At 76.0% G+C, this 23,750-nt stretch carries 23 protein-coding genes and 1 pseudogene; 8 read left to right on the forward strand and 16 right to left on the reverse strand.

Going from position 1 to position 23,750, the window contains the following annotated elements; genetic code table 11:
• Window positions 1-145: 145 nt before the first annotated feature.
• On the forward strand, window positions 146-1,009 hold the full coding sequence (locus ACI780_RS03925) for a LuxR C-terminal-related transcriptional regulator (protein WP_456872860.1): 864 nt from the start codon (window positions 146-148) through the stop codon (window positions 1,007-1,009).
• Window positions 1,010-1,118: 109 nt separating this feature from the next.
• On the opposite strand, the gene ACI780_RS03930 is transcribed toward ACI780_RS03925, so the two are convergent.
• The 8 genes from ACI780_RS03930 to ACI780_RS03965 form a co-directional block, all read right to left on the reverse strand.
• The gene (locus ACI780_RS03930) at window positions 1,119-1,637 is read right to left on the reverse strand and encodes a hypothetical protein (RefSeq protein WP_456872859.1); all 519 of its coding nucleotides are present in this window, start codon (window positions 1,635-1,637) and stop codon (window positions 1,119-1,121) included.
• Between the two features lie 138 nt (window positions 1,638-1,775).
• Entirely contained in the window at window positions 1,776-3,650 is a 1,875-nt protein-coding gene (locus ACI780_RS03935; RefSeq protein WP_456872858.1) for an AAA family ATPase, read from the reverse strand.
• A gap of 79 nt (window positions 3,651-3,729) precedes the next feature.
• A complete protein-coding gene (locus ACI780_RS03940; RefSeq protein ID WP_456872857.1) occupies window positions 3,730-4,869 on the reverse strand; it encodes an NDMA-dependent alcohol dehydrogenase in 1,140 nt (379 codons plus the stop codon).
• Window positions 4,870-4,986: 117 nt separating this feature from the next.
• The gene (locus ACI780_RS03945) at window positions 4,987-5,646 is read right to left on the reverse strand and encodes an MOSC domain-containing protein (protein WP_456872856.1); all 660 of its coding nucleotides are present in this window, start codon (window positions 5,644-5,646) and stop codon (window positions 4,987-4,989) included.
• Window positions 5,643-6,764 (reverse strand): XdhC family protein, encoded by a 1,122-nt coding sequence (locus ACI780_RS03950; protein ID WP_456872855.1) that lies wholly within the window; start codon window positions 6,762-6,764, stop codon window positions 5,643-5,645. The genes ACI780_RS03945 and ACI780_RS03950 overlap by 4 nt, the downstream gene beginning before the upstream one ends.
• A gap of 14 nt (window positions 6,765-6,778) precedes the next feature.
• Window positions 6,779-7,873 carry a vWA domain-containing protein gene (locus ACI780_RS03955; RefSeq protein WP_456872854.1) on the reverse strand — a complete coding sequence of 365 codons (1,095 nt, stop codon included), beginning with the start codon at window positions 7,871-7,873 and terminating at the stop codon, window positions 6,779-6,781.
• 76 nt (window positions 7,874-7,949) lie between these two features.
• Window positions 7,950-8,876 (reverse strand): AAA family ATPase, encoded by a 927-nt coding sequence (locus ACI780_RS03960; RefSeq protein ID WP_456872853.1) that lies wholly within the window; start codon window positions 8,874-8,876, stop codon window positions 7,950-7,952.
• A gap of 150 nt (window positions 8,877-9,026) precedes the next feature.
• Window positions 9,027-10,037, reverse strand: coding sequence for a PRC and DUF2382 domain-containing protein (locus ACI780_RS03965; protein ID WP_457000929.1), 1,011 nt, complete (start codon window positions 10,035-10,037; stop codon window positions 9,027-9,029).
• A 325-nt stretch (window positions 10,038-10,362) separates the two neighbouring features.
• On the opposite strand from ACI780_RS03965, the gene ACI780_RS03970 reads away from it, so the two are divergent.
• Window positions 10,363-11,172, forward strand: coding sequence for a DUF3097 domain-containing protein (locus tag ACI780_RS03970; RefSeq protein ID WP_456872851.1), 810 nt, complete (start codon window positions 10,363-10,365; stop codon window positions 11,170-11,172).
• Window positions 11,173-11,256: 84 nt separating this feature from the next.
• Here ACI780_RS03970 and ACI780_RS03975 read toward each other — a convergent pair whose 3' ends face one another.
• The 3 genes from ACI780_RS03975 to ACI780_RS03985 form a co-directional block, all read right to left on the reverse strand.
• Entirely contained in the window at window positions 11,257-12,096 is an 840-nt protein-coding gene (locus ACI780_RS03975; RefSeq protein WP_456871694.1) for an aldo/keto reductase, read from the reverse strand.
• Window positions 12,097-12,207: 111 nt separating this feature from the next.
• Entirely contained in the window at window positions 12,208-13,389 is a 1,182-nt protein-coding gene (locus tag ACI780_RS03980; RefSeq protein ID WP_457000932.1) for a GNAT family N-acetyltransferase, read from the reverse strand.
• Window positions 13,386-14,621, reverse strand: a complete 1,236-nt coding sequence (locus ACI780_RS03985) for an MFS transporter (protein ID WP_456871691.1) — start codon at window positions 14,619-14,621, stop codon at window positions 13,386-13,388. The genes ACI780_RS03980 and ACI780_RS03985 overlap by 4 nt, the downstream gene beginning before the upstream one ends.
• Window positions 14,622-14,812: 191 nt before the next feature.
• Here ACI780_RS03985 and ACI780_RS03990 point away from each other — a divergent pair, with 191 nt between their 5' ends.
• The 6 genes from ACI780_RS03990 (at window position 14,813) to ACI780_RS04015 (ending at window position 19,858) form a co-directional block, all read left to right on the forward strand.
• Entirely contained in the window at window positions 14,813-15,679 is an 867-nt protein-coding gene (locus ACI780_RS03990) for a hypothetical protein (protein ID WP_457000934.1), read from the forward strand.
• 147 nt (window positions 15,680-15,826) lie between these two features.
• The gene (gene moaA / locus ACI780_RS03995; RefSeq protein ID WP_457000936.1) at window positions 15,827-16,891 is read left to right on the forward strand and encodes a GTP 3',8-cyclase MoaA; all 1,065 of its coding nucleotides are present in this window, start codon (window positions 15,827-15,829) and stop codon (window positions 16,889-16,891) included.
• Window positions 16,892-16,897: 6 nt separating this feature from the next.
• Window positions 16,898-17,143, forward strand: a complete 246-nt coding sequence (locus ACI780_RS04000; RefSeq protein ID WP_456871688.1) for a MoaD/ThiS family protein — start codon at window positions 16,898-16,900, stop codon at window positions 17,141-17,143.
• Window positions 17,144-17,203: 60 nt separating this feature from the next.
• Window positions 17,204-18,589 carry a hemolysin family protein gene (locus ACI780_RS04005; RefSeq protein ID WP_456871687.1) on the forward strand — a complete coding sequence of 462 codons (1,386 nt, stop codon included), beginning with the start codon at window positions 17,204-17,206 and terminating at the stop codon, window positions 18,587-18,589.
• Complete coding sequence (locus tag ACI780_RS04010) at window positions 18,582-19,643, forward strand: hemolysin family protein (protein WP_456871686.1); 1,062 nt, start codon at window positions 18,582-18,584, stop codon at window positions 19,641-19,643. The genes ACI780_RS04005 and ACI780_RS04010 overlap by 8 nt, the downstream gene beginning before the upstream one ends.
• Window positions 19,640-19,858 (forward strand): hypothetical protein, encoded by a 219-nt coding sequence (locus tag ACI780_RS04015; protein ID WP_456871685.1) that lies wholly within the window; start codon window positions 19,640-19,642, stop codon window positions 19,856-19,858. Before ACI780_RS04010 ends, ACI780_RS04015 begins: the two co-directional genes overlap by 4 nt.
• 4 nt (window positions 19,859-19,862) lie before the next feature.
• Here ACI780_RS04015 and ACI780_RS04020 read toward each other — a convergent pair whose 3' ends face one another.
• The 5 genes and pseudogenes from ACI780_RS04020 to ACI780_RS04040 form a co-directional block, all read right to left on the reverse strand.
• Entirely contained in the window at window positions 19,863-21,446 is a 1,584-nt protein-coding gene (locus ACI780_RS04020; protein ID WP_457000939.1) for a SpoIIE family protein phosphatase, read from the reverse strand.
• Window positions 21,447-21,591: 145 nt separating this feature from the next.
• The gene (locus ACI780_RS04025) at window positions 21,592-22,017 is read right to left on the reverse strand and encodes a molybdenum cofactor biosynthesis protein MoaE (RefSeq protein WP_456871683.1); all 426 of its coding nucleotides are present in this window, start codon (window positions 22,015-22,017) and stop codon (window positions 21,592-21,594) included.
• A complete protein-coding gene (locus tag ACI780_RS04030; protein WP_456871682.1) occupies window positions 22,014-22,595 on the reverse strand; it encodes a nucleotidyltransferase family protein in 582 nt (193 codons plus the stop codon). The genes ACI780_RS04025 and ACI780_RS04030 overlap by 4 nt, the downstream gene beginning before the upstream one ends.
• 116 nt (window positions 22,596-22,711) lie before the next feature.
• Window positions 22,712-23,167, reverse strand: coding sequence for a TOBE domain-containing protein (locus ACI780_RS04035; protein ID WP_457001148.1), 456 nt, complete (start codon window positions 23,165-23,167; stop codon window positions 22,712-22,714).
• 120 nt (window positions 23,168-23,287) lie between these two features.
• Window positions 23,288-23,731 (reverse strand): annotated as a pseudogene (locus ACI780_RS04040) (ATP-binding cassette domain-containing protein); the annotation flags it as partial.
• Window positions 23,732-23,750: the final 19 nt, after the last annotated feature.

Raw genomic sequence — 23,750 nt, forward strand, 5'->3', positions numbered from 1 at the left:
GGGTCGTGCGGTCGCGTGCCGGGCATGGTCGGCCGGGGGTCCGGGGCGCCGCCACCCCCGATCTCGCCGGGCCGTCGCCGCCGTCGCGACCTGCGCTAACGTGACCTGGCTCACCGTCGTCCGGACGCGCGAGGAGGTCCCCCGGGTGTCCCTCCCCGCCACGGCACGTCCCGACGACCGCGATGCGCTGCGCGCCGCCGTCCGGGAGGTGCACGCGCGGTCGGGGATGAGCGTCGTCTTCGCCGCCGGGCCGGTGCAGGGTCCGTCGGCCCGCATCGACGAGCTGGTCGGCGTGCGCACCCGGTACCTGCGGGGGCTGGAGATCCGCACCGGCGCGGGACTGGGCGGGCGGGTGCTCAGCGAGGGCCGCCCGGCGGGCGTGGAGGACTACGAGCGGGCGCTGGACATCACCCACGAGTACGACGGGCCGGTGCTCGCCGAGGGGCTGCGCACGGTGGCCGCCGTCCCGGTGCTGGTCGGCGGCCGGGCGCGGGCGGTGCTGTACGCGGCCAGCCGGGAGGGCGGGTCGATCGGCGACCGGGTTCGTGACGCGCTCGCCCGCGCCGCCGCCCGCATGGGGTCCGAGCTCGCCGTCCGCGACGAGGTGGACCGCCGGCTGGCGCTGATGGCCACCGCCGCGACCGGTCCGGCACCGGCCGAGGACCCGGCCCGCTGGGAGGAGGTGCGGGCGGTGCACGCCGACCTGCGGCTGGCCGCGCAGGCCATCGACGACGCCGCCCTGCGCGAGCGGCTGCTGTCGGCGTGCGGGCGGCTGGCGGCGCTCGGGGCCGCGCCCGACGCCGCGGCGCCGGCGGTGCACCTGTCGGCCCGCGAGGTCGACGTCCTCACGCAGGTGGCGCTGGGCTGCAGCAACCGCGAGACCGCCACCCGGCTGTCGCTGCGGCCGGAGACGGTGAAGAGCTACCTCGGCTCGGCGATGACCAAGCTGGACGCGCACACCCGCCTGGAGGCCGTGGTCCACGCCCGGCGGCTGGGGCTCCTGCCGTAACGCGTGCGGTGCTCACGCCTGTTGATCATGGAGTTGTTGCCGCCGACACGCGCGGACACGCCGCCGGGAGCGGCAACGACCCCATGATCAACTCGAGCGGACGTCGTGATCAGGGCGCCCGCCGGAGCAGGTCGGCCCGGCGCCGCAGCCGCGCCGGGGTGACGAGCACCAGGACGAGCAGGCCCGCGCAGACGACGAGCCCCGCCCACCACCACGGCGACGCGGTGACCGCCAACCCCGCACACAGGAGGACCAGGACGACGGTGGTCAGCAGGGCCCGCGTCCGGGTCTGCGCCAGCAGCGCCAGCCGGCCCTCGACGACACGCAGAGCGGCCCCGCGCACCTCGTCGTCCTCGGGGACGGGGCCGCGCCGGGCCGCCCGCTCGACCAGCGCACGGTTCCCGTGCGGAAGCGGCCCGAAGGCGTCCAGCGCGTCGTGCGTGTTCCGGGCGACGAGGAGTGCGAGCACCGGCGCGCAGACCACGGCCACGACGACGCCGGTCACCACCGCCGAGCTCCAGCTCGCGTCCCCGACGAACCGCAGCCCCAGGACCAGGAGCGGTGCGACCAGCACCCCCATCACCAGGGTCAGCGCCCATCGCGACGCACGCAGCAGCCATGCGTTCACGCCGTGATCCTGCGGTGCGGGCACCGTCCCGACGATCGCGTTCACCCGGTCGTGATCATGGGGTTGTTGCCGCCGACACGCCGCACCGCCGTGCACGCAGCCGATGATCAACACCCCGCGCGAGCGCCCGCCTCGTGATCAGCCGAGCAGGCGGGTGAGCGCCGGCCCCAGGTCGCGCACGGTGCGCACCATCTGCGCGCTGCCGCCGCCGCGCGCGGCCAGCGCCCGTGCGGCCTCCTCGGCCTCGGGTGTGGGGAGCGGGCAGAGCACGTCGAGCCGGTCGATGCCGGCCAGCGCCGTCTCCGGCGGGTCACCGGTGGTGTGCAGGCAGTCCGACAGCAGCACCACGGCGCGCTCGTCGGCCACCTCCTCGGCCAGCTGCAGCCGGGCGGCCCGCAGCGCCGCGGCGAGGTCGGTCATCCCGTGCCCGCGCAGCCCCAGCAGGTGGGTGACGACGTCCTCGGCGGCGCGGCGCTGCCCGGTGCGCTGGACGACGTCGACCTCGCGGCCGAAGGTGATCAGGCTGGTCCGCAGCTTCTCGTCGCCGGTGAGGACGACGCCGGCCGCCGCCACCGCCGCGATGGCCACGCCCAGTCCCGTCATCGACCCCGACGTGTCGACGGCGAGGCACACCGCCCGCCGGTTCCCGGTCCACGTGCGGGTGACCAGGTCGCCGGTGGTCAGCGGCGTCCCGACGTCCCAGCGGTCCAGGGTGCGGTCGAGGTCCAGGTCGCCGTCGCCGCGCCGGTCGGGCACCAGCCGCCGGGTACCGCGGGTGCGGGTGCGGCCCACCCGGCCGACCTGCACGAACACCCGCGCGGCCAGCCGCTGGGCCGCCGAGCGCAGGTCGCGGTCGGTGGCGGCGGCGAGGTCGGTGAGCAGCGCGGCCGCGGCGTCGGCGTCCTCGGCCATCAGCGCCGCGAAGGCCTCCTCGTCGAGCTCGCCGACCTCCGGGCTGACCTCCTCGAAGGCCTCGTGCCGGGCCGCCATCTCCCGCCGGCTGGTCTGCCGGCGCCCGCCGCCGGAGCGCCGGTCGCGGCGCAGCGAGGACCCCGAGTCGGTGCCCGCCGGCGTCTCCGGCGGGCCCTCACCTTTTCCCTCGTCACCACCACCCGCGGGGTCCGCGGCGTCGGAGGGGTCCTCCGGCGGCGGTGACCCGTCGGGCGGCCAGACGCCGTCGAGGATCTCGTCGATGACCGCCTCGGCGGTGCGCTCGACACCCTCGGCGATGCGGATCCGCCCCGACAGCGCGGCGTAGGCGGCGTCGCGGGCGGTCTCGCGGGCGCCGTCGGCCCCGAGGCCCGACTGCCCGCGCACGTCGAGCAGGCCGCCGAGCAGCAGCACCAGGTCGATCGCGCCGCGCACCGACGAGCCCATCCGGACGTCGCGGTGCTCCCGCGACGCGCGCACCAGCCGGACGGCGAGCCCGATGAGCGCCGGGGGTGCCCCGGTGACGGCCCCGACGATGGACCGCTCGGCGGCGGCGTCCTGGTAGCCCAGCACGACCCGGCACATGCGGTCGGCGATGGCCTGCCCGACGCGGGCGGTGCCGATCGCGTCGAAGGGGTTCATGGCCGCGATGAGCCGGAAGCCGGCGGCCGCCTTCACGTGCCCGAGCCGGGGCACGGTGATCTCGCCCTCGGTCAGCACGGTGATGAGGACGTTGAGCGTCTCCTCGGGGATGCGGTTGAGCTCCTCGAGGTAGAGCAGCCCGTGCCCGCGCATCGCCGTCAGCAGGGGCCCGTCGGTGAAGCTGCCGGGCACGTACCCGTCGGCGAGGACGGCGGCGGGGTCGTACTGGCCGATCAGCCGGGCCGGGGTGAGCTCGGCGTTGCCCTCGACGAAGACGACCTCCTGGCCGACGTCAGCGGCGATGGAGCGCAGCAGCGTGGACTTGCCCGTGCCCGGCGGCCCCTCCAGGACGACGTGGCGGTTGGTGCGCAGCGCGACGGTGAGCACCTCGCGCTCCCGGCGCAGCCCGATGACCGGGTGCGGCGCGGTGGGGTTGCCCACGCGACTCCTCTCGGGGACGGGGGCCAGACCTGCACACCGGCCCCGGGGGAGCCGGTGTGCAGGCCTCGCCGGGGACCGCTCAGGCCGGCGCGCCCTCCAGCGGTGGGGTGTCGAACCTGATGACGCCGCGGATGTTCTTGCCGTTGACCAGGTCCTCGTAGCCCTCGTTGACCTGGTCGAGGGTGTAGGTCTTGGTGATCAGCTCGTCGAGCTTGAGGTCACCGGACTGGTAGAGCTCGACCATCTTCGGGATGTCGTGGAACGGGTCGCCCGAGCCGAACAGGCTGCCCTTGACGGTCTTCTCGAACAGGGTGAGCAGCGAGCTGCTGAGCTCGATGTTGTTCTTGGTCGGGTCGGCCAGGCCGGTGATGACGGCGGTGCCGCCCTTGCGGATGGTGTTCACGGCGTCGGTGACCACCTTCGCGTCGACGACGCCGACGGTGATGATCGCCTTGTCCGCGCCGACGCCGCGGGTCAGCTCCTGGACCAGCTCCTGCGCCTCCTCCGCGGTCTCCACGCTGTGGGTGGCGCCCAGCTGCTCGGCGGCCTCCCGCTTGTTGGGCAGCGGGTCGACGGCGATGACGTTGCGCGCGCCGGCCAGCGCCGCGCCCTGCACGCTGTTGATGCCGATGCCGCCGATGCCGTAGATGACGATCGTGTCGCCGGGCTCGGTCGCCGCCGCGTGCACCGCCGACCCCCAGCCGGTCGGGACGCCGCAGCCGATGAGCACGACCTTGTCCAGCGGCAGGTCGGGGTCGACCTTGACCGCGGAGTTCTCGCTGATGACGGCGCGCTCGGAGAACGTGCCGAGCATGCACATGCCGCCGTAGTCGTTGCCGTCGTCGTCGTGGAAGCGGTAGGTGCCGTCGGGGAGGTTCCCGACGAGGATCGACGCGCCCATGTCGCAGAGGTTCGACTTGCCCGTCGAACACCACCGGCAGTGTCCGCACACCGGCAGGAACGAGCAGATGACGTGGTCACCGGGCTGCAGCCGGGTGACGCCCGGGCCGACCTTCTCGATGATCCCGGCGCCCTCGTGGCCGCCCACGATGGGGAACTGCGGGACGATGTCGCCGTGCCGCAGGTGCTCGTCGGAGTGGCACAGCCCGGCGGCGACGTAGCGGATGAGCACCTCCCCCGCCTTGGGCTCGTCCAGTTCCAGCTCGGTGATCTCGAACGGCTGCCCGACGTCGCGCAGTACGGCTGCCCTGGTCCTCATCGACACTCCCGTCGCTCGGCCGCCGCGGCTCGACGGCACGTCCTCGGCCGGGTCATCGTCCGGGCGCGGTGCGGCGGCGGGCACCCCCGGACGGGGGGAGGCCGCGTCAGCGGGGGGTCAGACGGTGCGTGGTCGGGGAGCCACCCGGCGGGGCAGTCCCGCGCGGTCGGCGTCGAGGGGGACCGCGCTGGCCAGCACGGCGGGCCCGAGCCGCAGCACGCCGTCGGTGAGCGGCGCGCAGCGGATGCCGGCGCGGCCGCGCAGGCCGCGGTGGGCGCCCGGCGCGAGGACGGTGTCCAGCCACGCGCAGGGGTTGGCCGGCCGCCCGCCGCGCAGCACCACCACGCCCTCGCCGCAGTCGAGGGAGAACACCTCGCCGCGCAGCGCCTCCACCTCGGCGCCGCGCAGGACGACGTTGCGGCGGGCCAGCAGCGGGTCCAGCGGGCCGGTCCCCAGCTCGACGGCCAGCGTGTCGACCGACTCGGCGGCCAGGACGGTGACGGCGGCGTCGCGGTGCGCGGCCCGGCCGGCGTAGCGGTCGCCGACGACGCCGTGCCCGGCGCGCACCTCGATCCGCCCGACCCGGTCGCCGTCCTGCGGCGGGACGACGCCGCCGGGCCGCCCGTCGTAGCGGTGCACCGGCGAGACGAGCAGCCCCACGACCTCGACGTCGTAGCGGAACGTGAGGTCACCACTGACGTGCCCGGCCGTGCGGCCGCCCTGCAGGGGCCCGCCGCGAGCCTGCGGGTGCTGGGGGGCAGGGTGGTCCTTCGTCATCGGTCGGCAGTGCGGTGGATCGGGCCCTCCGTACCGGTCAGCCGCTCGCCGCTGCCGCCCCAGCGCCCGGCGATGATCTCCGCGGCGATCGAGACGGCCGTCTCCTCGGGCGTGCGCGCGCCGAGGTCCAGCCCGATCGGCGAGGACAGCCGGGTCAGCTCGTCGTCGGTCAGCCCAGCGTCGCGCAGCCGGTCGAGCCGCTCGTCGTGCGTGCGCCGCGAGCCCATCGCGCCGACGTAGGCCACCGGCAGCCGCAGCGCCACCTCCAGCAGCGGGACGTCGAACTTCGGGTCGTGGGTCAGCACGCACAGGACGGTGCGCTCGTCGATCCGCCCGGCGTCGACCTCGGCCTGCAGGTACCGGTGCGGCCACTCGACGACGACCTCGTGGGCGTCGGGGAAGCGGCGGGCGGTGGCGAACACCGGCCGGGCGTCGCACACCGTCACGCGGTAGCCGAGGAACGCGCCGACCCGCGCGACGGCGGCGGCGAAGTCGATGGCGCCGAACACGACCATCCGCGCCGGCGGGGCGAAGGAGGACACGAACAGCGTCAGCTCGTCGCCGCGGCGCTCGCCGTCGTGGCCGTAGGTCAGCGTGCCGGTGCGGCCGGCGGCGAGCATGCCGCGGGCGTCGTCGGCGACGGCGTCGTCGAGGCGCTGCAGGCCCAGCGTGCCGGAGGCGCGGTCGGGCCAGAGCACCAGCCGGCGGCCGATCCGGTCCTCCGGACCGCGGACGACGGTGACGACGGCGACCGGCTCGTGCCGGGCCACCGACTCGGCGATCTCGCCCAGTTCGGGGAAGGACTCGCGCGAGACCGGCTCGACGAACACGTCGAGGATCCCGCCGCAGGTCAGGCCGACGGCGAACGCGTCGTCGTCGCTGACGCCGTACCGCTCGAGGGTGGGGACGCCGGTCTCGACGACGTCCTTGGCCTCCTCGTAGACCGCCCCCTCGACGCAGCCGCCGGACACGCTGCCGACCGCCGTCCCGTCGGGACCGACCAGCATCGAGGCGCCGGCGGGGCGGGGCGCGGATCGCCAGGTGGCGACCACCGTCCCCATCCCGACCGTCTCCCCGGCCTGCCACCAGCCGACCAGGTCCTCCAACACGTCACGCACCGCGGGCCTCCTTCTCAGGCACGGGAGATGACCCCGGACAGTTCCTCGAACGCCGCCAGGCTGTGGCCGGACACGAACGCGTCAACCGACGGCAGGGCCGCCTGCATCCCGCCGGTGAGTGGCTCGTAGCCGCTGCGCCCCTTGTGCGGGTTGACCCAGACGACGGCGTGCGCCAGCCGGCGCAGCCGCGCCATCTGCTCGCGCAGCAGGTCCGGGCTCCCCCGCTCCCAGCCGTCGCTGCACACCACGACGACGGCGCCGCGGGCGGTCCCCCGCTGGCCCCACCGGTCGAGGAAGGCCTTGAGCACCTCGCCGAGCCGGGTGCCGCCGGACCAGTCGGGGATGGCCTCGCCGCTGGCGGCCAGCGCCCGGTCGGGGTCGCGCAGCCGCATCTCGCGGGTGACGCGGGTCAGCCGGGTGCCGATGGTGAAGACCTCGGTCGAGGCCGGCCGGGAGCGCACGGCGGCGTGGGCGAAGCGCAGCAGCGCGTCGGCGTAGGGGCTCATCGACCCCGAGACGTCGACGAGCAGCACCACCCGCCGCGGCCGGGGCCGGGCCCGCCGGCGCAGCAGCCGGGTCACCTCGCCGCCGTCGCGCAGTGCCCGCCGGACGGTGCGCGCCGGGTGCACCGACCCGTGCGGGGCCGGCCGGCGCCGGCGGGCCCGGCGCATCGGCGCGGCCGGGCGCACGAGTGCGAACAGCCGGCGCAGGTGCTCGCGCTCGGCCGGGGTCAGGTCGGCGACGTCGCGGTGCCGCAGCACCTCGTCCCCGGACGCGGCGACGGCGAGGTCGGAGGGGTCCTCGCCCTCCTCACCGGCGCCGGCGCCCTGCTCCAGCGGCGCGGTGGCCGCGACCCGGGGCGGGGTCTGCGCGGTCGCCGTCGACCGGCGGGGTGCCTCGCCGCCGAAGTAGGCGGAGAAGGCGGCGTCGTAGCGGTCGAGGTCGTCGGGACCGGCGCACAGCGTCAGGCGGCCGGCCCAGTAGACGGCGGTCGCGTCGAGGACGTCGAGCGCCGCGACCGCCGAGAGCATCGCCTCGACCCGGTCGGGCGAGGCGCCCACCCCGGCGGCACGCAGCGTCCGGGCGAACCCCAGGACGACGCCGACCACGTCGCGACGTGCTGGAACGGCCCCGTCCGGAGGCTCGCGCCGAGCGTGCGAGGCGTGAGGGGGACGGGGTCCTTCGTCAGCTGCCACCGAACAGCGCTCCCCGGGCCAGCGCGTGCACCCGGTCGGTGTCCTCCCGGTACTTGAGGACGGCGCCGAGCGTGCGGGCGGCCAGGTCGGGGTCGAGGTCGCGCGCGCCGAGGGTGTGCAGCGCGCTGGCCCAGTCCATCGCCTCGGCCACGCCCGGCGGCTTGAGCAGGTCCAGCGTGCGCAGCTTCGCCGTCGCCCGGGCCACCTCGCGGGCCAGCCGCTCGGTGACCTCGGGCAGCCGGGTCCGCAGGATCGCGACCTCGCGGTCGAAGTCGGGGTGCTGCAGCCAGTGGTACAGGCAGCGGCGCTTGAGCGCGTCGTGGACCTCGCGGGTGCGGTTGGAGGTCAGCACGACCAGCGGCGGGACCTCGGCGCGCACGGTGCCGAGCTCGGGGATGGAGATGGTGAAGTCCGACAGCACCTCCAGCAGGAAGGCCTCGAACTCGTCGTCGGCGCGGTCGACCTCGTCGACCAGCAGCACGCTCGGGGAGTCCTCGAGGGCCTGCAGCAGCGGGCGGGCGAGCAGGAAGCGCCGGTCGTAGAGCGAGGCCTCCAGCGTCTCGGTGTCCCCCGTGGCGTGCGCGGCCTCGGCGGCCCGCAGGTGCAGCAGCTGGCGGCCGAAGTCCCAGTCGTAGAGCGCCTGGCTGGCCTCGAGGCCCTCGTAGCACTGCAGCCGGTACAGCGGGCGGCCGGTGACCTCCGCCAGCGCGCGGGCCAGCGCCGTCTTGCCCACGCCGGCCTCGCCCTCGAGGAAGAGCGGGCGGCGCATGACCAGGGCCAGGTAGGCCGCGGTGGCCAGCCCCTCGTCGGGGAGGTACCCGGTCGCCCGGAGGGCGGCGGTGAGCTCGTCGGGACCGGCCGGGAGCCCGTCGGTCCGGGGAGGGGTCGGCGACGCCGCGGCCGTGGTCTCGATCACGCCGCCGAGCATCCCACCCGCACGCGCCGCGGGCCGCGCCGGAGCGGGCGGCCCCGGACAGCACGGTGGCCGGCCGGGAGTCGAGGTCTCCGGCCGGCCACCGCCGTCTCGTGCGCCCGGTCGGTCCCGGGCCCGGGGTCGTGCTGTGCGTCAGCGGCCGATCTTGCCGTCGTTGTCGCGGTCGAGCGCGTCCTTGGCCTTCTGCACGAAGCCGCGCTCGTCCCGGCCGGTGGTGCCGGTGGTGGTGCCGGTGCCCGCGACGCCGGACTGGCCGCCCTCGACCTCGATCTCCTCCTTGCGCACCTGCTCGTCGACCCGCTGCTGCTCGGTCACCGTCTCGGTGTCGAGGCGGACGCGCTCGACCGGCACGGCCTCCTTCTCCACCACGGGGCGCTCGGCGTGCAGGACGACCTCGTGCTCCTCCTCGGAGATCGCCGGGCCGTCCATCGCGGCGCCGACGTTGGCGTCGGTGATCGGCTCGCGCTCGACGCGGACCTCCTCGTGGGAGACCGGCACGGTGGTGCTGACGTTCTCCGTCACGACGTACTTGCGCAGGCGGGCGCGGCCGGCCTCGACGCGCTGCGTGCCCACGTTGACGTGCTCCTCGGAGCGGGTCATCGCGCTGTCGGTGGTCGGGCCGGAGGTGTCGTGACCGACGGCGCGGCCCTGGACGTCGTCGTAGACGCCGTCCCCGTCACGGTCGGCACGGCCGGTGGTGCCCATCCCGGCACCGCCGGTGGTGAGGTCCTGCTGCGTGCGGGTCTGGTCGGCGCTGTAGGTGCCGGCCGTCCCGGTGTCGCGGACCGTGCCCGTGGTCTGCGTCGTCTGCGTGGTCTGGGTGCCCGAGCCGGAGCCGAGGTCGTAGTACCGGTACAGCTCCTGCTCCTCCTGCGGGGACAGGTGGCCGTCGGTGTCGATCCGCGGGGCGTCCTTGACCTTGGCCTTGCTCACGTGGACACGCAGGCCGTCGTTGGTCAGGTCGGCGTCCCGCAGCGGGATGAAGGACTCCTTGGTGCCGAACAGGCCGGTCCGCACCGTGGCCCACTCCGGCTGACCGGTCTCGTCGTCCAGGTAGACCTCCGAGACCGAGCCGATCTTGTCGCCCGTGTCGTCGTAGACGTCCTGCCCGATCACACGGCTGATGGTGTCGGTGCCGATCATCGTCGTTTCGCGCTCCCATCTGAGCTCAGGTGTTCCGGTCGACAGATGGGTGACCGGGCTCGCGAGACCGAAACGACCCGACGCGATCTTCCTCGTACCCACTCCCCGGCCGCCCGGCCCGGACGCCTCTCCGGAGCGGCACCGGACGACCCGTTCCCGCAGGTCAGCGCCGGGTGGACGGCCGCGACGAGAGCCCCCGGGACCGACCGGCGAGCCGCGACGGACGAGCACACAGCGTCAACGGCGTGTCGCCCGGGCGTGTCGCGCCCGCTCCCTCCCGGCGCGTCTGCAGGCCTCGCGCGCCGTCATCGGCTCTCCTGGGGAGGTGCCACCCCGCTCCCCCTACGACGACCTGGTGCACCCCCGCACCGTCAAGAAGCCGACGCCGCAGGTCGCCGCCGAACGCGACCTCGTCGTCGAGGACCCCAGCTCCGGGTTCGTGGGCGCCGTCGTCCGCTGCGAGAAGGACGTCGTCCACCTCGAGGACCGGTTCGGGAAGGTGCGCGCCTACCCGCTGGGCCCGGGCTTCTGGGTCGACGGCCGGCCGGTCGTGCTGGTGCGCCCGACCCCGAGGGGACCGGCGACGCCGACCCGCAGCGCCTCGGGCTCGACCTACGTCGCCGGCGCCCGCGCCCGCGTGGCGCGCGAGGGCCGCATCCACGTCGAGGGCAAGCACGACGCCGAGCTCGTCGAGAAGGTGTGGGGCCACGACCTGCGCATCGAGGGCGTCGTCGTCGAGCCGCTGCACGGCGTCGACGACCTGCCGGCGATCGTGCGCGAGTTCCGCCCGTCGTCGGGACGGCGCCTGGGCGTGCTGGTCGACCACCTGGTGCGCGGGTCGAAGGAGTCGCGGATCGCCGAGCAGGTCACCGGCCAGCACGCGCTCGTCGTCGGCCACCCGTTCATCGACATCTGGCAGGCGGTCAAGCCCTCCGTCGTCGGCATCCGCGCCTGGCCGGAGGTGCCCCGGGGCGAGGACTGGAAGACCGGCGTCTGCCGCCGGCTGGGCTGGGAGGACGACACCGGCTACGTGTGGGCGCAGCGGATCCTCGCCCGCGTGCGCACCTGGACCGACCTCGAGCCCGCGCTGATCGGCCGCGTCGAGGAGCTCATCGACTTCGTGACCACCGACTGAACCCCCGTCGAGATCACGCGATCCCGACCGCTCCGCGCCCCGGACGTGCCGAGATCGCGTGATCTCGGCACGTCCGGCCCCAGGTCAGCCGGGGACGTAGTCGAAGGTGTCCGGGTCGGGCCCGGTGCGCTCGCCGCGGTCGAGCGCGGTGATCGCGGTCATGTCCTGACCGTCGAGCTCGAAGTCGAACAGCGCGAAGTTCTCCTCGATGCGCGAGCGGGTCACCGACTTCGGGAAGACGACGTCGCCGCGCTGCACGTGCCAGCGCAGCACGACCTGCGCCGGCGTGCGCCCCAGCTTCTCGGCGACGGCCACGACCACCGGGTCGTCGAGGACCTTGCCCTGGGCGATCGGCGACCAGGCCTCGGTGACGATCTCGTGGTCGGCGTCGAACGCGCGGACCTCGTCGTTGGCGAGGTAGGGGTGCACCTCGATCTGGTTGACCGCCGGGCGCACCTCCGTCTCGGCGAACAGCCGGCGCAGGTGGTGCGGGTTGAAGTTGGAGACACCGATCGCCCGGCACCGCTCGCCGGCGTAGATCTCCTCCATCGCCTTCCACGTCTCCACGTAGTCGACGTCGATGGTCGGCAGCGGCCAGTGCACGAGGAACAGGTCGAGGTACTCCAGGCCCAGGTCGTCCATCGTCTGGTCGAAGGCGCGCAGGGCGTCGTCGCGGCGGTGGAAGCCGTTGTTCAGCTTGCTGGTGACGAAGACCTCCGACCGGTCGAGGCCGGACTCGCGGACGGCCTGGCCGACCTCCTTCTCGTTGCCGTACATCTCGGCGGTGTCGATGTGCCGGTAGCCGACCTCGAGCGCGTTGCGCACGGCCTCGACGGTGTTCTCCGGCTCGATCTGGAAGACGCCGAAGCCCAGCTGCGGGATCTCGACGCCGTTGTTCAGGCGGATGGTGGGCACGGTGGCCACGGGCACTCCTCTGGCTGACGACGGGTGGTGACGACGGATGGGCCGCCGCGCGCGCACCGGGCGCGGCCTGCCGGTCCACCGCCTACCCGGGGACCGGGCGCTCAACCCGCCTCAGAAGTAGTCGAGCAGCGCGGCCGGCGGCCCGCAGGCGAGCAGGTCCAGCGCGGCCGGGTCGTCCGGCCCGGTCACCAGCCCGGCCAGCGCCGCCGCCCGGCCGCCGGTCGCCCCGCCGTACAGCTGCGCGAACCCCCGGACGTCGAGCACCAGCCCGGGCTCGGAGGCGGGACGGCGGAGGTCACCGGCGCCGTCGGCGAGCTCGAGCTCCCAGGGGCCGGCGTTCCCCGGCACGGCGGGGTCGAGCAGCGTGAACGCCACCCGCCCGCGCACGTGCGCCGGCCAGCCGCGGTCGGCCACGGCGCGCACGACGTCGACCGGCCGGTGCATGAACGCCGTGCCCGGGCCGGCGAGCGAGCGCTCCAGCGGCAGCGCGCCGGCCACCGCGTCGCCGGGCAGCAGCGGCACCCGCACGGTGCGGGTCACGCTGCGCCAGCCGGCCAGGACCGCCACCAGCGCCCGCGCGGCCTCGGCGGTGACCGCGACCAGGTCGTGGACGGTCAGCCGCGCCTCGGGGCCGTACCCGCTGCCGCGCTCGTAGGTCAGGGCGCCGGTCGGGACGCCGTCCTGCTCGACCACCGTGAGCCCGTCGACGCCGTCGGGCCAGCGGCGCTCGTGCGGCAGGTCGAACGCGCCGCCGCGGCGGGTGAGCAGCCCCGCCCGCGGCCGGGCGACGGTCTCGTACAGCGCGTCGAGGACCGCCAGGTCGGCCGGCTCCCCCGGGCGCACGTCGACGCCGGGCACCGGGGCCGAGGGCAGCGAGGCGGTGTCGAGGTCAGCCCGCTGCAGCGCGCCGACGACCTCCCACCCGAGCCGCCGGTACACCGCCGACACCGTCGGGTACAGGGCGCTGACCGCCGCGCCCCGCTCCCGGCCGCGGGCCAGCAGGTCGGTGAGCAGCGCGCGGGCCACCCCGCCGCCCCGGTGCTCGGGGAGGACGGCGACGCCGCCGACGTCCGCCGTCGCCACCGCCCGGCCGCCCCACCACTGCCGGTGGCCGGTGTCGGTGGCCTTGCCGACCAGCCGGCCGCGGGCGTCGAAGGCGCCGAGGCGCAGCACCCCCTCGACCGGCCGCAGCGCCCGGTCGGGCGCCTCGGCGGGCCCGCCGAAGGCCAGCCGGCCCAGCTCCCACGCGGCGGACAGGTCGTCGTCGGCCAGCGGCCGGACGACCACGGTCACGCCGGCACCTGCTGGGGCGTCTGGCGCAGCAGCGGCGCCCCGGCCAGCCCGATGAGCCCGGCCGCGGCCGCGGCGAGTGCGGGGACGGCGAAGGCCGCCTGCGCGCCCCACGCGTCGACGGCGGCACCGGCCAGCGCCGAACCCGCCGTGACCCCGACGGTCAGCCCGGTGTTGGTCCACGACAGCGCCTCGGTGAGCGCCGACCGCGGCACCCGCGACTCCACCAGCGAGGCGCCCGACACCAGCACCGGCGCGACGGCGAGGCCGGCGAGGAACCCGGCGCCGATCAGCAGCGGCAGCGAGGACACCGCCCACAGGCCCTGGGCGGCCACGCCGAAGGCGACGGCGGTGCCGAGGAACCGCGCGGCCAGCGAGCCGGGCAGCCTGGCGACGCCGTAGGCCAGCCCGGCGACCAGACTGCCGCCGGCGTAGAGCGCCAGCGCCAGGCCGGCCAGCGCGGGCCGCCCGCTCTCCTCGGCGAACGCCACGACGACCACGTCCATCGCGCCGAAGACCGTGCCGACGCCGAGGTAGGCGGCGCAGACGACGAGCACCGCGGGCCCGAGGGCCGCCCGGCGCCGCCGCCCGCCCTCGACCGGGGCCACGGCCACGACCGGCTCGGTGGCCCGCTGGCGGGACAGCCACACCCCGCCGACGGTGCCGAGGACGACGCCGGTCGTGAACCCCGCCGCCGGGTCGATCAGGGTGGCGAGCACGGTGACCAGCGGGGGCCCCACGACGAAGACCACCTCGTCGACGACGGACTCGAAGGCGAACGCGGTCTGCCGCCGCTCGGCGTCGGCCAGGGCGGCCGCCCACCGGGCGCGCACCAGGGCGCCGATGTTGGGCAGGCTCGCGCCGGTCAGCCCGGCGAGGGCGAACCAGGTCCAGGTGGGTGCCTCGGTGACCACGACGCCGACGAACGCCAGCCCGGTGACCAGGTACGCGACCATCGCCAGGCGCAGGACCGCGCCCTGGCCGCGGCGGTCCATGGCCCGGGCCCACTGCGGGCCGGCGACGGAGGCGACCAGGGCGAGGGTGCCGGAGACGGCGCCGGCCAGCGCGTAGCTGCCGGACTCGCCCTCGACCAGCAGGACCGCGCCGAGACCGAGCATGGGCAGCGGCAGCCGGGCGACCCACCCGGCGAAGGAGAACCACGCGGCACCGGGGACGACGGTGAACAGGCGGGCGTAGGGGCCCAGCAGGGGACGGAGGACGGTGCGGGGTGACACGGCTCTTCTCGCGCTTCCTGGCCACAGGCGAGTGCGGGACTGCCCGCCGGACTCTCGGGTGGCGACGCGACCGTAACAACGGCGCACCCGTCCGTCGTCCCCGTTTCGGTACGTACGCGTGTCATCACTCACAGTCCGGGGTCGGGACCGGCACCCTGACCGGCGCCCGTCCACCCGACCCGAGGAGCCCCGTGGCCCCCACCTCCCGGCCGCGTCCCCTGCGCGCGGTCCTCGTCCTCCTGCTCGCGCTCGCCGCGTTCCTGGTCCCCGGCACCGCCTCGGCCTCCGGGGGCGACGACGGCGGGACCGAGGGCGCGAGCAGCGGCGGCGACTTCGCCGTCACCGTCAACGGCCGCACGTCCAACCCCGGCCCCGGCAGCGAGTACCGGCTGCGCGACGTGACGCCGACCGGGCCGATCGCCGTCCGCGGCCGGCACGTGACCTACACGATCGACCCCGCGACCCTCGGCGTGTACGACTACGCGCTCACCGGCGCCCCCGACCCGCAGCGCATGGTCACCGCCCCGACCGTCGTGTTCGCGTCCAAGGTGCCCGTGCTCTCCGCGGCCCAGCTCCGCGGCGTGCGGATCAGCGAGCTGCGGCTGCGCGACGACGTGCTGGTGGTCTCGTTCACCACCGCCTCGGGCGGCAAGTTCAAGATCCAGTCGAAGGACGCCCCGCAGGGCGGGATCTTCCAGATGGAGCAGGAGTTCGGCACCGCCGTCGAGTACGTGCACACCCTCGGCGCCGGCCTCTTCTACTTCGTCAACGAGTACACCGGGAAGATCAACTTCGGCAACGGCGTGGCCGCCGACGCCACCCACCAGATGCTGCTCGGCAAGGACAGCCCGCAGGTGGCCACCAAGCTGTCCCAGACGGCGACGACGACGCGCTGGTCGGTGGCCTCGGGCGGCCGGATGGGCGGCGTGCTCGGCGAGGACTCGATCGAGCTCTCGGCCGGTGCCACCAACTGCACCACCGACTGCCAGGCGCGCAACCGCATCCAGGACTCCGTCCCGGTCCCGCCGGACCCGACCGACCCCACCCCGATCGGCTGACCTCCCCCCGGCGTCGCAGCGTCGGTGCAACCCCCGCATCCGCGGTCGCGGCCCGGAACCCCCGGTCGCGACCGCGGATGCGGCGTCTGTGGGGACGTACGCGGCGGGACGGGCGACGCGATCCCGTTCCGCGGATACATTCGCGACGTGAGTGCCACCCCGCTCCCCGACCCGCGGCCCCGCGCGGCCGACGGCGTCCTGCCGGGCGCGCTGCCCGGCCGTGGCGGGCTGGTCGACCGGCACGGCCGGGTCGCCACCGACCTGCGGGTCTCGCTCACCGACCGCTGCAACCTGCGCTGCTCCTACTGCATGCCACCCGAGGGCCTGCAGTGGCTGCCCAAGGTCGAGCAGCTCACCGACGACGAGGTCGCGCGGCTGGTGCGCATCGGCGTCGAGCAGCTGGGCATCCGCGAGGTCCGCTTCACCGGCGGCGAGCCGCTGCTGCGCCCGGGCCTGGTCGGCATCGTCGCGGCCGCCACCGCGCTCGACCCGCGGCCCGAGGTCAGCCTCACCACCAACGCCATCGGGCTGACCCGCGTCGCCCCCGCGCTCGCCGCCGCCGGCCTCGACCGCATCAACGTCAGCCTCGACACCCTCGACCGCGAGCGGTTCCGGCAGCTGACCCACCGCGACCGGCTCGACGACGTCCTCGCCGGCCTGCGCGCCGCGCAGGACGCCGGGCTGACCCCGGTGAAGGTCAACGCCGTGCTGCTGCGGGGCATCAACGAGGACGACGCCGTCCCGCTGCTGGACTTCTGCCTCGAGCACGGCTACCAGCTGCGCTTCATCGAGCAGATGCCGCTGGACGCCCACCACGCCTGGACCCGCGGGGAGATGGTCACCGCGGAGGACATCCTGGCCCGGCTCTCCGCCGCGCACGACCTCGCCCCCGACACCGAGGAGCGCGGCTCGGCGCCCGCCGAGCGCTGGCTGGTCGACGGCGGCCCGGCCACCGTCGGCGTGATCGCCTCGGTCACCCGCTCCTTCTGCGGCACCTGCGACCGCACCCGGCTCACCGCCGACGGGCAGATCCGCAACTGCCTGTTCGCCCGCGAGGAGTCCGACCTGCGGACGGCGCTGCGCGAGGGCGCCACCGACGCCGAGCTCGCCGACCGCTGGCGCATCGCCACCCTGGCCAAGCTCCCCGGCCACGGCATCGACGACCCGAGCTTCCTGCAGCCGTCCCGGCCGATGTCGGCCATCGGGGGCTGACCGGCGGTGGCCACCGTGACCGTGCGCTACTTCGCCGGGGCCCGGGCGGCCGCCGGCGTCGACACCGAGACCTGCGCGGCCGGCACCCTGGCGGAGCTGGTCGACCGGATCGTCGAGGCCCACGGCGAGCGCCTGGGGAAGGTCCTCCCCGCCTGCTCGTTCCTCGTCGACGGAACGCAGACGCGCAACCGCGCGTTGCAGCTGGGACCCGGGGCGACCGTCGACGTGCTGCCCCCCTTCGCCGGAGGATGACCGCCCCCCTGTGAGCAGGCCTCACCATCCGAACCCCTCCCCGCTCCCCCGGGGCCGATCGTGATCGAGTGGCTGCTGGTCCTCGTCGGCGTCGTCCTGGTCCTCGCCTGCGCCGCGTTCGTGGCCTTCGAGTTCTCGCTGGTGACCGTCGACCGGCCCACCGTCGAGCGCGAGGCGGCCGCGGGCGTGCGCGGGTCGGCCGGCGTCCTCGCCGCACTGCGCACGCTGTCCACCCAGCTGTCGGGCGCCCAGCTGGGCATCACCGTCACCAACCTGGCGATCGGCTTCGTGGCCGAGCCCTCGATCGCGGCGCTGCTGCGCGGCCCGCTGGAGTCGGCGGGCCTGTCCGGCGCCGCCGCCCGCTCGGTGTCGATCACCCTCGCGCTGGTGCTGGCCACCGCGCTGACCATGGTGTTCGGCGAGCTGGTGCCCAAGAACGTGGCCATCAGCGAGCCGCTGCGCACCGCCCGCGCGGTGTCGGGCTTCCAGCGCGGCTTCACCCGGGCGACGTCGCTGGTCATCCGCCTGCTCAACGGCTGGGCCAACGCGACGCTGCGCCGGGTGTTCGGTGTCGAACCGCAGGAGGAGCTCGCCTCCGCCCGCTCGCCCGACGAGCTGACCTCGCTGGTCCGCCGGTCGGGCCGGCAGGGCACGCTGCCCACGGAGACCGCGGAGCTGCTCGAGCGCGGCCTGGCCTTCGGGGAGCTGCGCGCCAGCGACGCCGCCACCCCGCGCACCCGCATGACGACGGTGCCCGAGCAGGCGCCGGTCGCCGAGGTGCTCACCGTCGCCCGCGACTCCGGGCACTCCCGCTTCCCCGTCGTCTCCGCCGCCGGTGTCGACGACGTCGTCGGGATGGTCCACGTGAAACACGCCCTCGCCGTCCCCCGCGACCGGCGGGCGGCCACCCCCGTGTCGGCGGTGATGCTGCCCCCGCTGTTCGTCCCCACCTCGCGGCGGCTCGACGACCTGCTCGGCGACCTGCGCCGCGGCGGGCTGCAGATGGCCGTCGTCGTCGACGAGTACGGCGGCACCGACGGGGTGGTGACCGTCGAGGACCTCGTGGAGGAGCTCGTCGGCGACCTGGCCGACGAGCACGACGAGGAGGCCGGCGACGACGTCGTCGACCGCGGCGACGGCACCTGGTCGGTGTCGGGCCTGCTGCGGCCCGACGAGGTGGCCGCGACCACCGGGCTGTCGGTGCCCGCCGACCGGCACTGGGAGAGCGTCGGCGGGCTGGTGCTGCACCTGCTCGGCCGCATCCCGGAGGTCGGCGACCGGATCGAGGCCCGGCCCACCCTGCCGCCCGAGCTGGCCGCGGAGGCCGAGGGCCTGCCGGCGGGGGTGTGGGTGCGGGTCGAGCGCGTCGACGGCACCCGGGTGGAGCGGGCCGTCGTCGGCCCCCTGCCCGCGGTGAGCGGGGACGAGGAGGACGGCCGTGGGTGACTGGGGCGGCGTGCTGGTCGCCGTGGTGCTGCTGCTGGCCAACGCCTTCTTCGTCGGCGCCGAGTTCGCGCTGATCTCCGCGCGCCGCTCGTCGATCGAGCCGCTGGCCGACGCCGGCTCCCGCCGGGCCCGCACGACGCTCGCGGCGATGGAGCGGGTGTCGCTGATGATGGCCGGCGCGCAGCTGGGCATCACCGTCTGCTCGCTGGGCCTGGGCGCGATCGGGGAGCCCGCGGTGGCGCACCTGCTCGAGCCGCTGTTCGCGCTGCTGTCGGTGCCCGAGGGCCTGGTGCACCCGATCTCGTTCGTCATCGCGCTGACCGTCGTCGTCGCGCTGCACGTGGTGATCGGCGAGATGGTGCCCAAGAACCTGGCGCTGGCCGGGCCCGACCGCGCCGCGCTGGTGCTCACCCCGCCGCTGGCCGCCGTCGTCACGGTGCTCAAGCCGGTGATCGTGGCGCTCAACGCGCTGGCCAACGCGGCGCTGCGGCTGCTGGGCGTGCGGCCCAAGGACGAGGTCACCAGCGCGTTCACCCGCGACGAGGTGGCCGGGCTGATCGGTGAGTCCCGCGCCGGCGGGCTGCTCGACCAGCGCGGCTTCGAGCTGCTCACCGGCGCCCTGGGCCTGGAGGAGCGCGACACCCGCTCGGTGCTCATCCCCCGCGCCGCGCTGACCGTCGTCGCGCCCGGGGACGACACCGCCGCCGTCGAGCGGGCCGCGGCGGCCACCGGGTACTCCCGCTTCCCGGTGGCCGACGGCGCGGAGCTGCTCGGCTACGTGCACGTCAAGGACGTGCTGGTGGCCGACGGCGCGCCGGAACCGCGGGTCCGCGACATCACCCGCCCGCTGCCCCGCGTCGCCGCCGACGACGACCTGCGGCGCACGCTGGGGGTCATGCAGACCGGGCGGGCCCAGCTCGCCGCGGTCGCCGACGGCGGCCGGGTGGTCGGCGTCGTGGCCCTGGAGGACATCCTCGAGGAGCTCGTCGGCGAGATCCGCGATGCTGCACACAGGGCACCCGCTCGGGAGCCGGGGAGGACGGGAGCGCGATGAGCTTCATCGACAAGGCGAAGGCCAAGGCCGAGGAACTGCTGGGCCGGGCCGAGGAGCTCTACGGCGAGTCGCACGGCGACGCCGCGGCGCAGGTGGCCGGCGAGGCGCACCGGCTCGAGGGCGAGGCGGAGCTCGAGGAGGAGCGCGCCGAGGAGGCCGCGCACGGGCACGGCAGACCCCGCCGCACCGACGAGGACGGCCAGGCGCCGGTCTAGCGGCTCAGTCCCCGAGGCGCAGGGCCACCAGGGCGACGTCGTCCTCCGGGCGGCCGTGCACGAGCCGCTCGATCACCTCGTCGCACAGCTCGCCGAGCGGCCGCCCGGCCAGGTCCGAGACCGCGTCGGCCAGCCGGGCCAGCCCGGTGTCGAGGGCGACGCCGCGGCGCTCGACGAGGCCGTCGGTGTGCAGCAGCACCGTGCTGCCCCGCTCCAGCACCAGCCCGCTCTCGTGCCGCGGGCTGGCGGGGTCGACGCCGAGGAGCAGGTCGACCGGCGCGGCGGGCAGCTCGAGCAGCCGCCCGGCGGGGTCGAGGACCAGCGGCGGCAGGTGCCCGGCGCTGGACCAGCACAGCCGGGTCCGGCCGGCCGCGGCCTCCTCCGGCGTCTGCTCGAAGCGGGCCACCGCGGCGGTGGCATAGGTGTCGACCGCGAGGGTGTCCATGGCGCGGTCCAGCCCGCGCAGCACCTCGGCCGGGCCCGCGTCGCTGTAGGCGGCGATGCCGCGCAGCAGCGAGCGCAGTTGGCCCATCGCCGCGGCGGCCGCGGTGTCGTGCCCGACGACGTCGCCGATGACCAGCGTCGTCGCCCCGGCCGGCTGGGCGAAGGCGTCGTACCAGTCCCCGCCCACGCGGGCGGCCTCGGCCGCCGGGGTGTAGCGCACCGCCAGCCGGCCCAGCCGGGAGCCGCGGGGGGTCGTGAGCAGGCTGCGCTGCAGCGCCTCGGCCAGCTGCCGCTGGCGGGCGAACAGCCGGGCGTTGTCCAGGGCCAGCCCCGCCCGGCCGGCGACCTCGCGGGCGGTGAGCGGGTCGACGCGCGAGCCGTTGCGCCCGCCGGAGAGGAAGGTGAGCGCGCCGATGACCCGGTCGCGGCCGGGCAGCGGCACAGCGAGCACCGCCGGGGCGCCCAGCTGCGCGTAGAGGTCGCGGGCCTCGTCGTCGTGGATGGCCGCGAGGACGTCGGCGCCGTCGGCCTCCACCGTCTCCCCGCCCAGCGCCCGCACCACCGGCGCGGCCGACGGCATGCCGGGCAGCCGGACGGCGGCGTAGCGGTGCAGCAGGTCGCGGCGGGCCGGGTCGCCGTGCCAGGAGCCGAGGTCGCGGGGGCGGCCGTCGTCGTCGAGGACGGTGAGCAGGCAGGCCTCGCCGAGCTCGGGCACGACCAGCCGGGGGATGCGGCGGACCGCCTCGGTGAGGTCGAGCGTGCCGGTCAGCTCGGCCCCGACCCGGGCCAGCAGCGACAGCCGGTCCTGCGCGGTGCGGCGTGCGGTGACCTCGGAGAAGTACAGGGCCAGCCCGTCGGTCCGCGGCACGGCGCGCACCTCGAACCAGCGGTCGAGCGGCTCGGGGTAGAACGCCTCGACGGTGCGGGCCCGGCCGGTGGCCACCACCTCGCGGTAGGTGCGCCCGAACTCGGTGTCGACGGCGAACGGGAACGACCGCCAGTAGCAGGCGCCGACCAGCTGGTCCCACGTCCGGCCGAGGACGGCCTCGCCCTCGCCGTTGACGTAGGTGATCCGCCAGTCGCGGTCGACGGCGACGTAGCCCAGGGGCATCGCCTCGAGGACGGGGTCGCGCTGAGCGTGCACCGGAACGCCGCTCCCGTCCTCACGCTGTCGAGGGGTCGCCGGGAGACCGCGCCCCGCCCTTGGAGCCCCGGCGCCTGTTGTGCCACGGGGTCGGCCGCCGGTCAAGACACCCGGCCGGGCCGCGACCGTGTGGTGACCTGCCGCCTCAGGGGCAGGCGACCCACTCCTCCTCGCCGTCGGCGAAGACCTGCCGCTTCCAGATGGGCAGCCGCTTCTTGACCTCGTCGACCAGCTCGGCGCAGGCGCGGAACGCCTCGCCGCGGTGGGCGGCGCTGACCGCGCAGGCGAGGGCGACGTCGCCGATGCCCAGCAGCCCCACGCGGTGGGAGACGGCGACCGCGCGGACCTCGGGTCGGGCGGCGAACTCCCGGGCCAGCTCGGTGATCACCTGCTCGGCCGTCGGGTGGCCGACGTACTCGAGCTCGGTGACCGACCGCCCGCCGTCGACGTCGCGGACGACGCCGCAGAAGGAGACGACGGCGCCGGCACCGGGATCGGCCACCGCCTGCTCGTGCTCGGCGACCGACAGCGGCTCGTCGACGACTCTGGCGATCAGGTGCCCGGCGATCACGGCGCCGAAGCTACCCCGCCGGGTGGCACGTCGAGGTCCACCGGGTCGGCCAGGCCGGTGCAGTCGACCTCGGTGACGGCGTGCGCGGCCAGGTAGCGGCGGGCGCCCTCGTCGCCGGTCGCCGTCGCAGCGACGCCGGCCCAGTGCTCCCGGCCCAGCAGCACCGGGTGGCCGCGGACGCCGTCGTAGGTGGCCACCGCCAGCGCGGCCGGTCCGGCGTGCGCGGCCACCGCGCGCAGCGCCTCTGCTGTCATGCCGGGCATGTCGACCAGCGTGACGAGGGCGGCGTCGACCCTGCCCGGCCAGCCGCGCAGGCCGTCGAGGCCGGTGCGCAGGCTGGAGGCCATGCCGGTCTCCCAGTCGCGGTTGGCCAGCACGGTCGCGCCGTCGAGGTCGGCGGTGCGCCAGACGTCGACCGCCCGCGCGCCGAGGACGACCAGCACCGGGTCGCACGCCGCCCGCGCCGTCCGCACCGCCCGCTCGACCAGCAGGCTGCCGCCGTACTCGACCAGCGCCTTGGGCATGCCGTAGCGGCGCCCTCCGCCCGCGGCGAGGACCAGCCCCGCGACCGTGCTCATGCCCCCAGCCTCCCTCCCCGCACGATCAGTTGACCTGATCGTGCTGCGTCCTGGCTCACCGTGGGGGGTGAGCCAGGACGCAGCAGGGTGATCCCACCTGATCATCGACGCCCCCCTCAGCGGGCGTAGACGGCGATCTCGGAGGCCTTGACCACCGCCCACACGCGCGAGCCCGGGGCCAGCCCGAGCTCGGCGAACGCGGTCGCGGTCACGTCGGCGAGCAGCGGCACCTCGCCGTCGAGCTCGCAGCGCACCGTGGACCCGTGCGGCGTCGCGCCCGCCAGGACCGCGGGCCAGGCGTTGCGCGGGCTGCCCTCGGGCCGCGACGGGTAGAGCGCCACCGACTCCGGCCGCACGGCGACCAGCACCGGGCCCTGCGCCGGCTCGGCGACGGTGACCACTCCCCCGCCGTCGAGGCGCACGGTGAGGCCCCCGGCGGTGCCGGGCAGCAGCGAGAGCCCGACCAGGCGGGCGACGTAGTCGGTGCGCGGGTGCCGGGCCACGTCCGCCGGCGCCCCGGCCTGCACGACCGCGCCGTCCTCGACCACCACCACGCGGTCGGCCAGCGCCATCGCGTCGACCGGGTCGTGGGTGACCAGCACGGTGCTGCCGGCGAAGTCGGCCAGGTGGCGGCGCAGCTCGGCGCGGACGGCGAGGCGGGTGCGCGCGTCGAGCGCCGACAGCGGCTCGTCGAGCAGGAGCAGCGCCGGGTCGCCGACCAGCGCCCGGGCCAGCGCCGCGCGCTGCGCCTGCCCGCCGGACAGCTGCCCGGGCCGCCGGTCGCCGAGGCCGGCGATGCCGACCCGCTCCAGCCACGCCGCCGCCGCCCGGCGCGCGGCCGCCTTCGGTGCACCCCGGGTGCGCGGGCCGAAGGCGACGTTGTCGAGCACCGACAGGTGGGGGAACAGCAGGTGGTCCTGGAACACCATCCCCAGCGGGCGCCGGTGGGCGGGCAGCTGCACCCCGCCGGCGACGTCGTCCCAGGTCGTGCCGTCGACGACGACCCGGCCGCCGTCGGGCGGCAGCAGGCCGGCCAGGACCCGCAGCAGCGTGGACTTGCCGGCGCCGTTGGGCCCCAGGACGGCGAGCACCTCGCCGTCGGCGACGTCGAGCGCGACGTCGACGGTGAGCGGACCCCGGCCGACGACGACCCGC

This window comes from Geodermatophilus sp. SYSU D00814, from assembly GCF_054050055.1.

Excerpts from the sequence above, each read along its gene's own strand:
- ACI780_RS03940 (WP_456872857.1), bottom strand. The coding sequence starts at position 4,869 with ATGAGGACCAGGGCAGCCGTACTGCGCGACGTCGGGCAGCCGTTCGAG.
- ACI780_RS04030 (WP_456871682.1), bottom strand. The coding sequence starts at position 22,595 with ATGAGCACGGTCGCGGGGCTGGTCCTCGCCGCGGGCGGAGGGCGCCGC.
- ACI780_RS04035 (WP_457001148.1), bottom strand. The coding sequence starts at position 23,167 with ATGGCGCTGGCCGACCGCGTGGTGGTGGTCGAGGACGGCGCGGTCGTG.
- ACI780_RS03965 (WP_457000929.1), bottom strand. The coding sequence starts at position 10,037 with ATGATCGGCACCGACACCATCAGCCGTGTGATCGGGCAGGACGTCTAC.
- ACI780_RS04015 (WP_456871685.1), top strand. The coding sequence starts at position 19,640 with ATGAGCTTCATCGACAAGGCGAAGGCCAAGGCCGAGGAACTGCTGGGC.
- ACI780_RS03945 (WP_456872856.1), bottom strand. The coding sequence starts at position 5,646 with ATGACGAAGGACCACCCTGCCCCCCAGCACCCGCAGGCTCGCGGCGGG.